General features: G+C 66.2%; 13 protein-coding genes. 6 read left to right on the plus strand and 7 right to left on the minus strand.

From position 1 onward, the window contains the following. Nucleotides 1-33: 33 nt before the first annotated feature. Nucleotides 34-2,388, minus strand: coding sequence for a UvrD-helicase domain-containing protein (locus AC3FJ6_RS02640; RefSeq protein WP_488770567.1), 2,355 nt, complete (start codon nt 2,386-2,388; stop codon nt 34-36). Nucleotides 2,389-2,618: 230 nt separating this feature from the next. On the opposite strand from AC3FJ6_RS02640, the gene AC3FJ6_RS02645 reads away from it, so the two are divergent. Then, the gene (locus tag AC3FJ6_RS02645; RefSeq protein ID WP_488770568.1) at nt 2,619-5,486 is read left to right on the plus strand and encodes a valine--tRNA ligase; all 2,868 of its coding nucleotides are present in this window, start codon (nt 2,619-2,621) and stop codon (nt 5,484-5,486) included. 103 nt (nt 5,487-5,589) lie between these two features. Further along, complete coding sequence (galU, locus tag AC3FJ6_RS02650; RefSeq protein ID WP_400391083.1) at nt 5,590-6,465, plus strand: UTP--glucose-1-phosphate uridylyltransferase GalU; 876 nt, start codon at nt 5,590-5,592, stop codon at nt 6,463-6,465. 101 nt (nt 6,466-6,566) lie between these two features. Here the strand turns inward: galU and AC3FJ6_RS02655 are convergent, their stop codons facing one another. The 6 genes from AC3FJ6_RS02655 to AC3FJ6_RS02680 all read right to left on the minus strand — a co-directional run bounded on the left by AC3FJ6_RS02655 (nt 6,567) and on the right by AC3FJ6_RS02680 (nt 10,848). Further along, nucleotides 6,567-6,794, minus strand: coding sequence for a sulfurtransferase TusA family protein (locus AC3FJ6_RS02655; RefSeq protein ID WP_008645216.1), 228 nt, complete (start codon nt 6,792-6,794; stop codon nt 6,567-6,569). Between the two features lie 12 nt (nt 6,795-6,806). Next, complete coding sequence (locus AC3FJ6_RS02660; RefSeq protein WP_488770569.1) at nt 6,807-7,403, minus strand: NUDIX domain-containing protein; 597 nt, start codon at nt 7,401-7,403, stop codon at nt 6,807-6,809. Between the two features lie 57 nt (nt 7,404-7,460). Further along, on the minus strand, nt 7,461-8,489 hold the full coding sequence (locus AC3FJ6_RS02665) for a threonine aldolase family protein (RefSeq protein WP_488770782.1): 1,029 nt from the start codon (nt 8,487-8,489) through the stop codon (nt 7,461-7,463). Between the two features lie 42 nt (nt 8,490-8,531). Next, a complete protein-coding gene (locus tag AC3FJ6_RS02670; RefSeq protein WP_092594409.1) occupies nt 8,532-8,720 on the minus strand; it encodes a 4-oxalocrotonate tautomerase in 189 nt (62 codons plus the stop codon). Between the two features lie 22 nt (nt 8,721-8,742). After that, a complete protein-coding gene (locus tag AC3FJ6_RS02675; protein WP_488770570.1) occupies nt 8,743-9,516 on the minus strand; it encodes a class II aldolase/adducin family protein in 774 nt (257 codons plus the stop codon). Nucleotides 9,517-9,603: 87 nt separating this feature from the next. Next, entirely contained in the window at nt 9,604-10,848 is a 1,245-nt protein-coding gene (locus AC3FJ6_RS02680) for a YbfB/YjiJ family MFS transporter (protein WP_488770571.1), read from the minus strand. 123 nt (nt 10,849-10,971) lie between these two features. On the opposite strand from AC3FJ6_RS02680, the gene AC3FJ6_RS02685 reads away from it, so the two are divergent. The 4 genes from AC3FJ6_RS02685 (at nt 10,972) to AC3FJ6_RS02700 (ending at nt 14,834) form a co-directional block, all read left to right on the plus strand. Then, nucleotides 10,972-11,859, plus strand: a complete 888-nt coding sequence (locus AC3FJ6_RS02685; protein ID WP_488770572.1) for a LysR family transcriptional regulator — start codon at nt 10,972-10,974, stop codon at nt 11,857-11,859. 209 nt (nt 11,860-12,068) lie between these two features. After that, on the plus strand, nt 12,069-13,436 hold the full coding sequence (locus tag AC3FJ6_RS02690) for an NfeD family protein (RefSeq protein ID WP_488770783.1): 1,368 nt from the start codon (nt 12,069-12,071) through the stop codon (nt 13,434-13,436). 18 nt (nt 13,437-13,454) lie between these two features. Next, on the plus strand, nt 13,455-14,210 hold the full coding sequence (locus AC3FJ6_RS02695; protein WP_400391063.1) for a slipin family protein: 756 nt from the start codon (nt 13,455-13,457) through the stop codon (nt 14,208-14,210). 177 nt (nt 14,211-14,387) lie between these two features. Continuing rightward, on the plus strand, nt 14,388-14,834 hold the full coding sequence (locus AC3FJ6_RS02700; protein ID WP_488770573.1) for a hypothetical protein: 447 nt from the start codon (nt 14,388-14,390) through the stop codon (nt 14,832-14,834). Nucleotides 14,835-14,878: the final 44 nt, after the last annotated feature.

The following is a 14,878-nucleotide window of genomic DNA, read 5'->3' on the forward strand; positions in this document are numbered from 1 at the left end:
TGCCGCCATCGGCACCGGGGCGCAAATCCATCCTCAGTCGATCGGATCCAGCTTCGCCACCGCCAGCGCCAGCCACTTGGCACCGTGCCGCTTGAAGTCGATATTGGCGCGCGCATCGGCACCCTCGCCTTCCAGCGCCTTGATCTTGCCCTCGCCGAACTTCGTGTGGAACACGTTCTGCCCCACGCGGAAGCCGGTGGCCGCGGCGCGCTTTTCCTCGGCGTAGTTCTTGCCCGTGTCCATGCCGCCCGTGGCCTTGCTGCCCGTGTACGGCACGTCCTCGGCGCGCTTGAACCAGTCGCGGCCCCAGGCGCTGTCGCGCTCCTGGCGGCTCACGCCATAGTTGCCGTACGAAGCCTGCCCCTGGGGCGTGATCCACTTCAGCGCCGGTTCGGGCAGTTCCTCGAAGAACCGTGAGCGCACGTGGTAGCGCATCTGGCCGTGCAGCACGCGGCTCTGGGCGAACGACAGATACAGCCGCTCGCGCGCCCGGGTGATGGCCACATACATCAGGCGGCGTTCCTCCTCCAGGCCGTCGGCTTCCATGGCGCTGTTCTCGTGCGGGAACAGGCCCTCTTCCAGGCCGGTGATGAACACCACATTGAATTCGAGTCCCTTGGCCGCGTGCACGGTCATCATCTGCACGGCGTCCTGGCCGGCCTGGGCCTGGTTGTCGCCGGCCTCCAGCGAGGCGTGCGTCAGGAACGCCACGAGCGGGGTCATCACCACCGGCAACTGCTCGGGGTCCAGCACCTGCTGGGCCTGGTCGCCCTGCGCCAGCGCCGGCGCGGCGTCGCGGCTGGCGGGCAGCATGCGGGCCAGCGCGTCGAGGCCGTAGCCCTCTTCCACGACGAAGGCCTGCGCGGCCGTCACCAATTCCTGCAAGTTCTCGATGCGGTCCTGGCCTTCCTTTTCGGTCTGGTAATGCGTGATCAACCCGCTGGTATTCGTCACGTATTCCACGGTCTGCGCCAGCGTCATGCGGCTGGTCTCCGCGCGCATCTGTTCGATCAGGCGCAGGAAGGCCGCCAGCGACGTGCCGCCCTTGCCGGGCACGTAGGCCACCGCCTCGGCCAGCGAGCAGTTGTACTGGCGCGCGGCGTCCTGCAGGTTTTCCAGCGTCTTGGCGCCGATGCCGCGCGTGGGGAAGTTCACCACCCGGCCGAACGCGGCGTCGTTGCGGGGATTCTCGATCAGCTGCAGGTACGCCAGCGCGTGCTTGACTTCGGCGCGCTCGAAGAAGCGCAGGCCGCCATAGACGCGGTACGGGATGCCTGATGAAAAAAGTGCATGCTCAATCACGCGAGATTGCGCATTGCTGCGGTACAGGATCGCCACTTCGGACCGCACCATGCCCTGGGCGATCTGGTCGCGGATTTCCTCAACGATCCACGATGCCTCCTGCCCGTCCGAGCCGGCCTGGAACACCCGCACCGGCTCGCCGTGCCCCGCGTCGGTGCGCAGGTTCTTGCCGAGCCGGCGCGCGTTGTGCGAGATCAAATGGTTGGCGCTGTCGAGGATGTGCCCGTGCGAGCGGTAGTTCTGCTCTAGCTTGATCATGTGCCGCACGCGGAATTCCTGCTCGAAATCGCGCATGTTGCCGACATTGGCGCCCCGGAACGCGTAGATGCTCTGGTCGTCGTCCCCGACCGCGAACACGGCCGCGGCGCTGCCCGTGCCGTAGCCGGCCAGCAGCTTGAGCCAGCGGTACTGCAGCACGTTGGTATCCTGGAACTCGTCGACCAGCACGTGGCGGAAGCGGTGCTGGTAGTGCTGGCGGATGGCGTCGTTGTAGCGCAGCAGTTCGTAGCAGCGCAGCAGCAGTTCGGCAAAATCGACCACGCCCTCGCGCTGGCACTGCTCGTCGTAGGCGGCATACAGGTCGACAAAACGGCGGTTGAAGTCGTCGTTGGCCTCGACGTCGGCCGGCCGCAGGCCCTGTTCCTTGGCGTTGTTGATGAAGTACTGCAGGTTCTTGGCCGGGTACTTCTCGTCGTCGACGTTGAGCTGCTTGAGCAGCCGCTTGAGGGCCGAAAGCTGGTCCTGGGTGTCCAGGATGGCAAAGGTCTGGGGCAGCCCGGCGTCGCGGAAGTGAGCCCGCAGCATGCGGTTGCACAGCCCGTGGAACGTCCCGATCCACATGCCGCGCGTGTTGATCGGCAGCATCGACGACAGCCGCGTCTGCATTTCCTTGGCGGCCTTGTTCGTGAAGGTCACCGCCAGGATGCCGGCCGGGGACACCCGCCCGTTCTGGATCAGCCAGGCGATGCGCGTGGTCAGCACGCGGGTCTTGCCGCTGCCCGCGCCAGCCAGGATCAGGGCCGGTTCGTCCGGCAAAGTGACGGCGGCGTGTTGTTCGGCGTTGAGATTGGCAAGCAGGCTGGACATCGGATCGGGGCCAATAAAGTAGGCGGCAATTATACCGGCGGCCGCCGCCCGGACCTGTCGGCAGGCGCCGCGCGGCAGCCCCCAGGTGCCCGTTCCCGGCCCGGAAATGCGCATCGGTACGCCGGCTCCCCTATAATTTGACGTTTTCCCCGGCCGAATGCCGCCGCCCGCCCCGCCGCGAGCCGGTCCGAGCCCCGATCCGCATTCCAAGCATCCCAAGACATCCGAGCATGACCGCAGAAGACCAGTCCCTTGCCAAGAGCTTCGAACCCGCCGCCATCGAGGCCAAATGGGGCCCCGAATGGGAGCGCCGCGGCATCGCCCAGCCCACTTTCGATCCGGCGCGTCCCGATTTCGCCATCCAGCTGCCGCCGCCGAATGTGACCGGCACGCTGCATATGGGGCACGCGTTCAACCAGACGATCATGGACGGCCTGGCCCGCCATGCGCGCATGCGCGGCGCCAATACGCTGTGGGTGCCGGGCACCGACCACGCCGGCATCGCCACGCAGATCGTGGTGGAACGCCAGCTGGAAGCGCAAGGCGTGTCGCGCCACGACCTGGGCCGCGAGAAGTTCACCGAGAAGGTCTGGGCCTGGAAGGAAGAATCGGGCTCGACCATCACGCGCCAGGTGCGCCGCATGGGCGCATCGATCGACTGGACGCGCGAGTACTTCACGATGTCGCCCGAGATGTCGAGCGCGGTGACCGAGGTCTTCGTGCGCCTGTATGAACAGGGCCTGATCTACCGCGGCAAGCGCCTGGTCAACTGGGACCCGGTCCTGGGCACCGCCGTGTCCGACCTGGAAGTGGACAGCGTCGAGGAAGAAGGCTCGCTCTGGCATATCCACTATCCGCTGGCCGAGCCCGACACCGTGCGCGGCCTGACCCATCTGACCGTGGCCACCACGCGCCCCGAGACGATGCTGGGCGACACCGCGGTGATGGTGCACCCCGAGGACGAGCGTTACGCCCACCTGATCGGCAAGTTCGTGCACCTGCCGCTGACCGACCGCAAGATTCCGGTGATTGCCGACGAGTACGTCGACCGCGAATTCGGCACCGGCGTGGTCAAGGTGACCCCGGGCCACGACTTCAACGACTACGCCGTGGGCCAGCGCCACAACCTGCCGCAGCTGTCGATCCTGACGATGGACGCCAAGGTGGTGGCCGACGCGCCGGCCGCCTACGCCGGCATGGACCGTTTCGACGCCCGCAAGCAGATGGTGGCCGACCTTGAAGCCCAGGGCCTGCTGGGCGAAGTCAAGAAGCACAAGCTGATGGTGCCGCGCAGCGAACGCACCGGCAGTGTGATCGAGCCAATGCTGACCGACCAGTGGTTCGTCGCGATGAGCAAGCCGGCGCCGGAAGGCACGTTCAACCCGGGCCGCTCGATTGCCGAAGTGGCGCTGGACGCCGTGCAGAGCGGCGAGATCAAGCTGGTGCCCGAAAACTGGATCAACACCTACAACCAGTGGCTGGCCAATATCCAGGACTGGTGTATCAGCCGCCAGCTGTGGTGGGGTCACCAGATCCCGGCGTGGTACGACGATGCCGGCAACTGCTTTGTCGCCCGCACCGAGGAAGACGCCCGCGCCAAGGCGCAGGCGTCCGGCAGCACCGGCCCGCTGCGCCGCGAGGAAGACGTGCTGGACACGTGGTTCTCGTCCGCGCTGGTGCCGTTCTCGTCGCTGGGCTGGCCGGCGGAAACGCCCGAGCTGCAGCACTTCCTGCCGTCGTCGGTGCTGGTCACCGGCTACGACATCATCTTCTTCTGGGTGGCGCGCATGGTCATGATGACCAAGCACTTCACCGGCAAGGTGCCGTTCCATACCGTGTATGTCCACGGCCTGGTGCGCGACTCCGAAGGCAAGAAGATGAGCAAGTCGGAGGGCAACACGCTGGACCCGGTGGACCTGATCGACGGTATCGAACTTGATCCGCTGCTCAAGAAACGCACCACCGGCCTGCGCCGCCCCAAGGACGCCCCCAAGATCGAAGCCAAGACGAAGAAGGAATTCCCGGCGGGCATTCCCGCCTTCGGCGCCGATGCGCTGCGGTTCACGTTCGCGTCGCTGGCCACGCTGGGCCGGAACATCAACTTCGACACCGGCCGCTGCGAGGGCTATCGCAACTTCTGCAACAAGCTCTGGAACGCCACGCGCTTCGTGCTGATGAACACCGAGGGCCATGATTGCGGCATGGGCCCGTGCGACAAGGATTGCGGCCCGGACGGCTACCTGCATTTCTCGCAGGCCGACCGCTGGATCGTGTCGCTGCTGCAGCGCGTGGAGGCCGACGTCGAAAAGGGCTTCGACGAGTACCGCTTCGACAATATCGCCAGCGCGATCTACAAGTTCGTCTGGGACGAATACTGCGACTGGTACCTGGAACTGGCCAAGGTGCAGATCCAGACCGGCACTGAGGCACAACAGCGCGCCACGCGCCGCACGCTGCTGCGCGTGCTGGAGACGGTACTGCGCCTGGCCCATCCGATCATTCCGTTCATCACCGAGGAACTGTGGCAGAAGGTGGCGCCGCTGGCCGGCCGCGCCAAGGGCGACGGCAGCGAGACCATCGCCACGCAGGCCTACCCGCTGCCGGCCGCGGCCAAGATCGACGAGGCCGCCGAAGCATGGGTGGCCCAGCTGAAGGCCCTGGTGGACGCCTGCCGCAACCTGCGTGGCGAGATGAACATCTCGCCGGCCCAGCGTATTCCGTTGTATGCCCATGGGGACAGTGCGTTCCTGAAGGAAGCCGCCGCGCAGGTGCAGGCGCTGGCGAAACTTTCCGAAGTGAAGGTGTTCGAAGACGAAGCGGCGCTGCAGCGCGAGGGAGCCGGCGCCCCGGTGGCCATCGTCGGCCGCAATCACCTGCTGTTGAAGATCGAGATCGACGTGGTGGCCGAGCGCGCGCGCCTGTCCAAGGAGATTGAGCGCATCGCGGGCGAGATCGGAAAGTGCCGTGGCAAACTCTCCAACGAGAGCTTTGTCGCCAAGGCCCCAGCCGCCGTTGTGGCACAGGAAACACAACGTTTGTCGGATTTCGAACAGACGCTGGCGAAGCTGCAGGATCAACTACAGCGTCTGCCGTCCTGAATGTGATGATCAGGTCCGTCCGGACTGTAAGTCGGACGAAACCTGACAGACGGCTCTCCCCTCGTACGGCACGGTATTACACCGGATTAAAAAGGAAGCTGAAATGGAAAACCGCGTCACCAAAGCAGTCTTTCCCGTTGCAGGGCTAGGCACCCGATTCCTGCCCGCCACCAAGGCGAGTCCCAAGGAAATGCTGCCGGTGGTGGACAAGCCGCTGATCCAGTACGCCGTGGAAGAGGCCATGGCCGCGGGCATCAACGAGATGATCTTCGTGACGGGCCGCTCCAAGCGGGCCATCGAGGACCATTTCGACAAGGCCTACGAACTGGAAATGGAGCTTGAAGCCAAGAACAAGCAGGCGCTGCTTGACGTCGTGCGCTCCATCAAGCCCAAGAACGTGGAATGCTTCTACGTGCGCCAGCCCGAGGCGCTGGGCCTGGGCCACGCGGTGCTGTGCGCCGCCCGCCTGGTGGGCGACGCACCGTTTGCCGTCATGCTGGCGGATGACCTGCTGGATGGCGAGTCGAGCGACCCGGTGATGAAGCAGATGGTGGATGTCTATAACCACTACAACTGCTCGGTGCTGGGCGTGGAGGAAATCTCGCCGGAACAAAGCCGTTCCTATGGCGTGGTCGATGGCCGGGAATGGGATGAGCGCGTGATCAAGATGTCCGGCATCATCGAAAAGCCGGCGCCCGAGAATGCCCCGTCGAACCTCGGCGTGGTGGGCCGCTACATCCTGACCCCGCGCATTTTCGACCACATCCGCAATCTCAAGCCCGGTGCCGGCGGCGAGTTCCAGCTCACCGACGCCATCCAGGCGATGCTGGACCAGGAGCAGGTGCTGGCCTACCGCTACAAGGGCGTACGCTACGACTGCGGCAGCAAGCTCGGGTACCTCAAGGCCACCGTGGAATTCGCACTCAAGCACCCCGAAGTGCGCGAGGAATTCAGCGCCTACCTGGCGCAGCGCGGCTGACCGGCCACTATCGCGGCATCACCGCCCGGGCGTCCGCCCAAACAAAAACCGCCTCTTCGGAGGCGGTTTTTTTGTGCCCGTACCGGGCAGGAAGGCCCGTTTCAGCGGCGCTTCATGTAGAACACGAACACCTTGTCCACTTCGGCGTGCGACAGCAGTTCGTTGCCGGTCTGCTTGGCAAAGGCCTGGAAGTCGCGCGTGGCGCCGGGGTCGGTGGCCAGCACCTTGAGCACTTCGCCGCTGGCCATGTCTGCCAGCGCCTTCTTGGTCCGCAGGATCGGCAGCGGGCAGTTCAGGCCGCGCGCGTCCACTTCTTTCTGGAAATCCATTCCTCTCACCTTCTAATTCTGGTTGATGCCGTATTGTAGCGAAGCGGCGACCAGGCTGAAGTCGGTCGGGCGGCGCGGATCGGCGATGTCCGCGCCGGTGGCACGGTCAAAGAAGCGCACCGGCAAGCCGCGCCGCTCCAGGAAATCGGCCACGGCAAACCCGGTACCGGCGTTCCAGATCCGCATCTTGTCCGGCGCCACCAGCTTGTATTCGACCAGTTCTTCCGACAGCCGGATCTCACCCTCGGCACGCACGTGGTAGGCAATGATCAGCTCGTTCTTGCGCATGAAGTCGTAGACGCCGATCAGCGACGCCGACACCGCATCGAGATTGGTCTCTTCCTTGAGTTCGCGCGCCACGCCCAGTTCGGGCGTCTCGTCGCGTTCCATGAAGCCGGTGACCAGCGCGAACATCTTCTCCGGCCACGCGGCATTGCGCGCCAGCAGCAGCTTGCCTTCGTACTCGACCACGGCCGCCAGCACCGGCAGCGGGTTGTCCCAGTGCACAAAACCGCAGCCGTCCTGCACGCAGGCATGGCGATACCGGCCGGACATCGGCAGGTGTTCCAGTTCCGCGCCGCAGCGCGGGCAGAATCGATAGGGTTGCATCGTGGGGGCTCCTGGGACTGTCTGGTTATCGTTGTGGCTATCGTTGAATCTTCAAAATCAGGCGCATGCAGCGCGGATATCGGCGGCAAACGCCTCGACCGTTTCGGGCTGCAAGTCCCACGCGCACATCATGCGGCAACCGCCCGCGCCGATAAACGTGTAGAACAGCCAGCCCTTGGCCCGCAGCGCGTCGATGGCCGGCAGCGGCAGTTCGGCAAACACGGCATTGGCCTGGGTCGGAAACATGATGCGCACGCCCGGGACATCGGCAATGCGCTGGGCCAGCAGCGTGGCCATCGCGTTGGCATGGCGGCCGTTCCTGAGCCAGACATCGTTTTCGAGCATACCGAGCCAGGGCGCCGAGATAAAACGCATCTTCGACGCCAGGTGCCCGGCCTGCTTGACCCGGTACGCAAAATCCTCTGCCAGCCGGCGGTCGAAGAACACCACGGCCTCGCCCACCGGCAGGCCGTTCTTGGTGCCGCCGAAGCACAGCACGTCCACGCCGGCACGCCAGGTGATTTCGGACGGATGCACGCCCAGCGACGCCACTGCGTTGGCAAAGCGCGCGCCGTCCATATGCACGCGCAACTGCCGGCGCTTGGCGATGGCCGCGATGGCGCGCACCTCGTCCACCGAATAGACCGTGCCCACCTCGGTGGCCTGCGTCAGCGACACCACGCGCGGCTTCGGATAGTGGATATCCGAGCGGCGTGTGACCAGCGCCTCCACGGCATCGGGCGTCAGCTTGCCGTTCTCGCCGGGGGCGGTGAGCAGCTTCGAACCGTTCGAGAAGAACTGCGGCGCGCCGCACTCGTCGGTCTCGATATGGGCCAGCTCGTGGCAGATCACCGAGTGGTACGACTGGCACAGCGACGACAGCGCCAAGGAATTGGCCGCCGTGCCATTGAACACGAAAAAGACCTCGCAATCGGTCTGGAACAGGTCGCGGATGCGATCGCATACCTTCTGCGTCCAGCTGTCGTCGCCATAGGCTTTCTCATGGCCCGTCGCGTTGGCCTCCAGAAAATACTTCAGCGATTCCGGACAAAAGCCGGCGTAGTTGTCGGAGGCAAACTGCTGCATGGCGGAAACTGCGGCGGTCATCGGTTCAAATCCTGCCTGGCATCACTGCTTGTCCAGCCACAGCTCACCGCCCGTGGCCCAGTTTTCGCGCTTGATGTCGGTGATGATGATGTCGACGGCGCCGGCCGAGCAGCCCAGCGTCTCGCACGTGACGCGCGTGATTTCCTCGACGAACTTGCGCTTCTGGTCAACGGTGCGGCCTTCGAACATCTCTACGTGAAACGTGGGCATTGCATGGCTCCTTTACGAATTTTCAGTCTTTATAGGTGGGATCGATTTTATCCAGTCTGCGCAGCAGCGCCGGCCATTCCATCACGCCCTCGACAGCGCCGTTGTCGAACAGCTGCAGCGACGTCTTGTCCGCGATGGCAGGCGGGGGCTGCACGGTGGCGCGCCCCAGCTGTGCGCCGAGCTGGATCTCGCACGCCTTGATCAGCGTGGCCATCAGCACATAGGCCTCCGCCACGGTGCGCCCCACCGTCAGCGTGCCGTGGTTGCGCAGCAGCATGGCCGGATGGCTGCCCAGCGACGCGGTCAGGCGCGCGCCTTCGGCCGGCGTGAATGCCAGGCCTTCGTAGTCGTGATAAGCGATGCGGCCGTGAAAGCGCAGGGCATGCTGCGACAGCGGCAGCAGGCCGTCGGCCTGGGCGGACACGGCGATGCCGGCGGTGTTGTGCAGGTGCATCACGCACTGTGCATCGGCGCGCGCGGCATGCACGGCCGCGTGCAGCGCGAAGCCGGTCACGTTGACCGGATGCACGGTTTCGCCCACCACTTCGCCCCGGCCATTGATCTTCACGAGATCCGAGGCGCGGATCTCGTCGAAGGCAAAGCCGAACGGATTGATCAGGAAATGGTCGGGCTCACCGGGCACGGTGGCCGAGATATGGGTGTAGATCAGGTCGTCCCAGCGTTCCAGCGCGGCCAGCCGGTAGGCGGCGGCCAGGTCCACGCGGACACGCGCTTCGTCGGGGCTGATGGGCAGGACCGGGCCGGTGGCACGTCCGGGCTGCAAGGCAAAAGACATGGGGCTTGGCTTTCGCGCCGCCCTGCAGCGCCGACGCGGGGGCGTCCGGGTCGAGTGGGCGGCGAAGCCGATACTGTAGCGCAGTCGCTAGCGCGGCGTGTGGCCGTCCACCGGCATCGTGCGCCACATCCACAGGAAGATCAGCGCGCCTGACAGCAGCGCCAGCGCCGCCACACCCAGCGAGGCGCCGAAGCCGCCCGTGCGCGCCACCAGCGCGGTGGCCAGCGGCGGCCCGGCAATCTGGCCGATGGCGTAGGCGGCTGTCATCAGGCCGATCAGCTTGGCCGCGCGGCCGCCCCAGAGGCGCCGCGCCTCGCGCATCGCAAACGACACCAGCGCGGTGAACGGCAGCCCCACCAGCAGGCTGCTCAGCGCAAACCCGGCCACGGTCGGCCACACGGCGGCCACGCCCACCCCGGCCGCCTGCAGCGTGTACAGCACCATCATCATGCGGCGGTTGTCGTGATGCATGCCGACCCGGGTGGCCAGCCACGCCCCCACCGCCACGCCGGCGCCCAGGATCGGCCAGAAAAGATCGGCCCAGACGCTGCCGGGCATGGCGTGCCGGGCGATAACCGGCAGGAACGTGGCCGTGATGATGTATCCGAATCCCGCCAGGCCATAGGCCAACGTCAGCGCCCAGGTTTCGACGTCCAGGCGTGGCGTCGGCGCCGGCGTGGTCGCCGCGCCTGGCGCGGCACCGAGCGCGGAGGTCGGGGCCGCGGAGCCGTAGACCCGCCACACGGGCAGCAGCATCACGGCACCCAGGATCGTAAAGGTGATCCATCCCCAGTTGGCCTGCCACCCCGCGCCTACCATCGCAAAGGCCGACAGCCCGGTCACCACGATGCCGAGACCCGGCCCGCAGAACATCAGCCCGCCGAGCGTGGGATGGCCCAGTTCGGCCAGTCGCTGCATGCACCAGGCGGTGCCGTAGACCATCACCAGGGCGCTGGCGATACCGGCCAGCGTGCGCCAGGCCAGCCAGGCCGGCATGCCGCCGGGCAGCGCCATCGCCAGTGTCAGGCCGACGGTCAACGCCAGGGCGCCGCGCACCATCCGTACCGGGTCCGGCCGGATAAACAGGCACAGCACGGCGCCCGCCAGGTAGCCGATGTAGTTCAGTGTCGCCAGCGCGCTGCCCTCGGCCAGCGTGACCGTGCCGTCGTGCAGCATCATCGGCAGCAGCGGCGTGAACGCGAATCGGCCAATGCCCATGGCCAGCGCCAGCGACACCAGGCCGGCCAGCGCCACGGCCAGCGGCCCGGCGGTTGGCCGGGCCTCGGCGGTGCTGGCGGAAACGTCAACGTTGGCGAGGGGCAAGCGTGGCATCGAAGGGGGGCGATCGGACATCTGGAGCATTTCTGGATTGTTGACTATGCTATGCCCGAACGATCCATCACGGAAAATGAATAATTGAGATGAAACCCATCTCGATTTGAATGGGAATTGCATATGGACCTGGCCGCACTGGAGATTTTTCGTACGGTGGTCGAAGCCGGCGGCATCACGCGGGCCGCCGAACGGCTGCATCGGGTGCAGTCGAACGTGACCACGCGCATCCGGCAACTGGAGCAATCGCTGGGGGTGGAGCTGTTTGTCCGCGACGGGCGACGCATGGTGCTCACGCCGGCCGGCCAGACCCTGTTCGACTATGCCTGCCGCATCCTGCAGCTGTCCGAGGAAGCGAAGCATGCGGTGCAGCCCGCGCATCCGCACGGACGGCTGCGTATCGCGTCGATGGAAAGCACGGCGGCCAGCCGCCTGCCGAACATGCTGGCGGCCTACCACCAGCAATGGCCGGACGTGGAGCTGGAGCTGGTCACGCTGATCACCAGCAAGGCGCTCGACGCGGTGCGCCGCTTCGAGGTGGATTGCGCATTCGTGGCCGAACCGCTGGGCGACCCGGACCTGGTCAGCCTGCCCGCGTTCGACGAAGAACTGGTGATCGTGTCCAGCACCAGCCATCGGCCAATTCAGTCGCCCGAAGACGTCGAGCGCGCCACGCTGCTGGCATTCGAGACCGGCTGCAACTATCGCACCCGCTTCGAGCAGTGGTTTGGCCAGTGCGGGCGGGGCATGAACCGCGTGATCCAGCTTGGCTCGTATCACGCCATCGTGACCTGCGCGGCGGCCGGCATCGGCGTGGGCGTCGTGCCGCGATCGGTGCTGGCGCTGTATCGCAACCTGCCGCAGATCGGCATCCATCCGCTGGGCGACACCGGACGCGTCACCACCGTGCTGGCCTGGCATCCGTCGATGGCAGGCACCGCCTTGATGGCGCTGGCCGACATGCTGCCCGGCCGGGCGGGTACGGTCGACGATACCCGGGCGGTGGCCTGAGCAGGCGGCCTGACGGCCTGGCGCCGCGTCTTCGCGTCGCCCTGCAGGATGTGGCCGGTCGCCTACACTGAAAGTGGCGCGGCCACGGCATTCACGGCGGGCCGCGCCCCGCCATGAGACATGCATTTGCGTTGCACCCGCCACCGCCGCCTGCCGGCCACTGGCACTGCGGACATTGGCCCGCGCTGGCCTGCCTGGGCCTGTTTTTGATGGCCGTCTCCGGCGCGCTTGCCCAGACGGCCGCTCCCGATGGGGCGATATCGGCAACGACGTCGTCCATGGCCCCGGTCTATGTCGTCCCGGTGCAGGGCGCCATCAGCCCCGCCAGTGCCAGTTTCGCGGTGCGCAGCATCGAGCGCGCCCGCAAGCAGGGCGCCCAGCTGATCGTGCTGGAAATGGACACACCCGGCGGCCTCGACAAATCGATGCGCGACATCATCCAGACCATCCTGGCGTCGCCGGTGCCCGTGGCCACCTACGTCTATCCTGGCGGCGCGCGTGCGGCCAGCGCCGGCACCTACATCCTCTACGCCAGCCATGTCGCCGCCATGGCGCCCGGCACGAACCTGGGCGCGGCCAGCCCGGTGGCCATCGGCATCGGCGGCCCCAAGCCCGAGGCCGCCCCGGCCCCGGCATCGGCGCCTGCCAGCGCCCCGGCCGGCGAAGACACCATGACGCGCAAGCAGATGCACGACGCATCGGCCTATATCCGGGGATTGGCCCAGCTGCGGCACCGCAATGCCGAATGGGGGGAACGGGCAGTCCGCGAAGCCGTGAGCCTGTCCGCTGACGAAGCGGTCGCGCAGAAGGTGGCCGACCTGGTGGCGCCCGACCTGCCCGCCCTGCTCCGGCAACTGGACGGCAAGCAGATCGAGGCCGCCGGTGCCACGCGCACGCTGCATACGGCCGGCGCGCCCATCGTCACGCTGGAACCCGACTGGCGCAGCCGGCTGCTGGCGGTCATCACCGACCCGAGCGTGGCCCTGATCCTGATGATGATCGGCATCTACGGGCTGATCTTCGAGTTTTCCACGCCCGGCATGGTGATCCCGGGCATCGCCGGGGCCATCTGCCTGCTGCTGGGCCTGTTCGCGCTGCAGATGCTGCCCATCAACTACGCCGGGCTGGCGCTGATCGCATTCGGCGTGGGGTGCATGGTGGCCGAGGTGTTCCTGCCGACGTTCGGCGCTGTCGGCGTGGGCGGCATCATTGCTTTCGCGTTCGGGGCGGTGATGCTGATCGATACCGACGTGCCGGGCTTCGGCGTGCCGCTTTCGCTGATTGCCGCGCTGTCCGGCATTTCGGCGCTGTTCCTGTTCGGCATGTCTGCGCTGCTGCTGCGCGCCCGGCGGCGGCCCGTAGTCAGCGGTGCCGACACGCTGGTGGGCAGCGTCGGCGTGGTGGTGACGGACACGGCCGGCCCCGCCGGGCAGACCGATCCGACCGACGGCTGGGCGATGGTCCGCGGCGAACAATGGCGCATCCGCTGCAACCGCCCGCTGGCACGCGGCGATTCCGTGCGCGTGACCGCCCGTCACGGCCTGGTGCTGGATGTCACTTCGATTCACGATGCCTGACACAACAAGGAGCCCGACATGGCATTCGGATTCAGCTTCGGTGGACTGGTCTTCCTGCTCGTCCTGCTGGTGGTGTCCGCCTTCCGCGTGCTGCGCGAGTATGAACGGGGAGTGGTATTCATGCTGGGCCGCTTCTGGCGCGTCAAGGGCCCTGGCCTGGTGCTGGTCATCCCGGCCGTGCAGCAGATGGTGCGCGTGGACCTGCGCACCGTCGTCCTGGACGTGCCGCCACAGGACGTGATCTCGCACGACAACGTGTCGGTCAAGGTCAACGCGGTGGTGTATTTCCGCGTGGTGGACCCCGAGCGCGCCATCATCCAGGTGGCCAACTTCCTGGAAGCCACCAGCCAGCTGGCGCAGACCACGCTGCGCTCGGTGCTGGGCAAGCACGAACTCGACGAAATGCTGGCCGAACGCGAGAAGCTCAACCTCGATATCCAGAAAGTGCTCGATGCCCAGACCGACGCCTGGGGCATCAAGGTATCGACCGTCGAGATCAAGCACGTCGACCTGAACGAGTCGATGGTGCGCGCCATCGCCCGCCAGGCCGAAGCCGAGCGCGAGCGGCGCGCCAAGATCATTCATGCCGAAGGCGAGCTCCAGGCATCGGAAAAGCTGCTCGAAGCCGCCCAGATGCTGGCACGCCAGCCCCAGGCCATGCAGCTGCGCTACCTGCAGACGCTGACACAGATCGCGGGCGACAAGAGTTCGACGATCGTGTTTCCGTTACCGATCGACATCGTGTCGACGCTGACGGGGGGTGGGGGGAAGTAGGCTGAGGTGTTGATACGCATTCGGCGAGATTGATGGCGGACATAGGGAGATGCTTCCCGCGCCGTAGTTTGAGAGCCGTCTTATTGGCGGGGCGCGGGTGCATCCATAGGATGGGGACAGTGGTCGATGTCGCGGCGCGGCTTGGACCTACCCTTGAACCCTATCCTCTGACAAGACATGCGATCACTCGAACACTCCGGCTGGTTTCTGGTCAACATCGCCGTACCGCTGCTGGCCCCCTTGGCACTGCTGCCCCTTGCCAAACTGCCAAACTTCTTTCGTGAGCACAGCCGTGGCGTGCTTCGCCGCGCAATCGAGCACGGGCAACTGCTCTGGGCCGCCCTGCCGATGAGCGCCAGTGCCTGCTACATGCTAAGCGGGGTAGTCGGGGGATCGGCCCCGGATCGTCACCAACTGACCACGGCCTATCTTGGCGCGCACATTTGCGTGATCGCACTGAGCGCCGCCGGTATCGTGCTGGGGACCATGGAGTCATGCCTGGCGGCTTCAGGCGCACCCCGCATAACGTCCGGGATCCTGCGCTATTCGCTGGTGCTGACTGCCATCACCGCAGCCCTGCACTTCCTGGCGTACCTGCATGTCGTGCAACCGGCCACGACATGACCCCCTTTCTTCAACACCGCAAAAGGAGAATGACGTGCCGCTAT

It is taken from the genome of Cupriavidus sp. 94F1 (assembly GCF_057798875.1).

Bases quoted from the DNA above. Each gene is read 5' to 3' on its own strand.
- AC3FJ6_RS02640 (WP_488770567.1), bottom strand. From the start codon at position 2,388: ATGTCCAGCCTGCTTGCCAATCTCAACGCCGAACAACACGCCGCCGTC.
- AC3FJ6_RS02645 (WP_488770568.1), top strand. From the start codon at position 2,619: ATGACCGCAGAAGACCAGTCCCTTGCCAAGAGCTTCGAACCCGCCGCC.
- galU (WP_400391083.1), top strand. From the start codon at position 5,590: ATGGAAAACCGCGTCACCAAAGCAGTCTTTCCCGTTGCAGGGCTAGGC.
- AC3FJ6_RS02655 (WP_008645216.1), bottom strand. From the start codon at position 6,794: ATGGATTTCCAGAAAGAAGTGGACGCGCGCGGCCTGAACTGCCCGCTG.
- AC3FJ6_RS02660 (WP_488770569.1), bottom strand. From the start codon at position 7,403: ATGCAACCCTATCGATTCTGCCCGCGCTGCGGCGCGGAACTGGAACAC.
- AC3FJ6_RS02665 (WP_488770782.1), bottom strand. From the start codon at position 8,489: ATGCAGCAGTTTGCCTCCGACAACTACGCCGGCTTTTGTCCGGAATCG.
- AC3FJ6_RS02670 (WP_092594409.1), bottom strand. From the start codon at position 8,720: ATGCCCACGTTTCACGTAGAGATGTTCGAAGGCCGCACCGTTGACCAG.
- AC3FJ6_RS02675 (WP_488770570.1), bottom strand. From the start codon at position 9,516: ATGTCTTTTGCCTTGCAGCCCGGACGTGCCACCGGCCCGGTCCTGCCC.
- AC3FJ6_RS02680 (WP_488770571.1), bottom strand. From the start codon at position 10,848: ATGCCACGCTTGCCCCTCGCCAACGTTGACGTTTCCGCCAGCACCGCC.
- AC3FJ6_RS02685 (WP_488770572.1), top strand. From the start codon at position 10,972: ATGGACCTGGCCGCACTGGAGATTTTTCGTACGGTGGTCGAAGCCGGC.
- AC3FJ6_RS02690 (WP_488770783.1), top strand. From the start codon at position 12,069: ATGGCCGTCTCCGGCGCGCTTGCCCAGACGGCCGCTCCCGATGGGGCG.
- AC3FJ6_RS02695 (WP_400391063.1), top strand. From the start codon at position 13,455: ATGGCATTCGGATTCAGCTTCGGTGGACTGGTCTTCCTGCTCGTCCTG.
- AC3FJ6_RS02700 (WP_488770573.1), top strand. From the start codon at position 14,388: ATGCGATCACTCGAACACTCCGGCTGGTTTCTGGTCAACATCGCCGTA.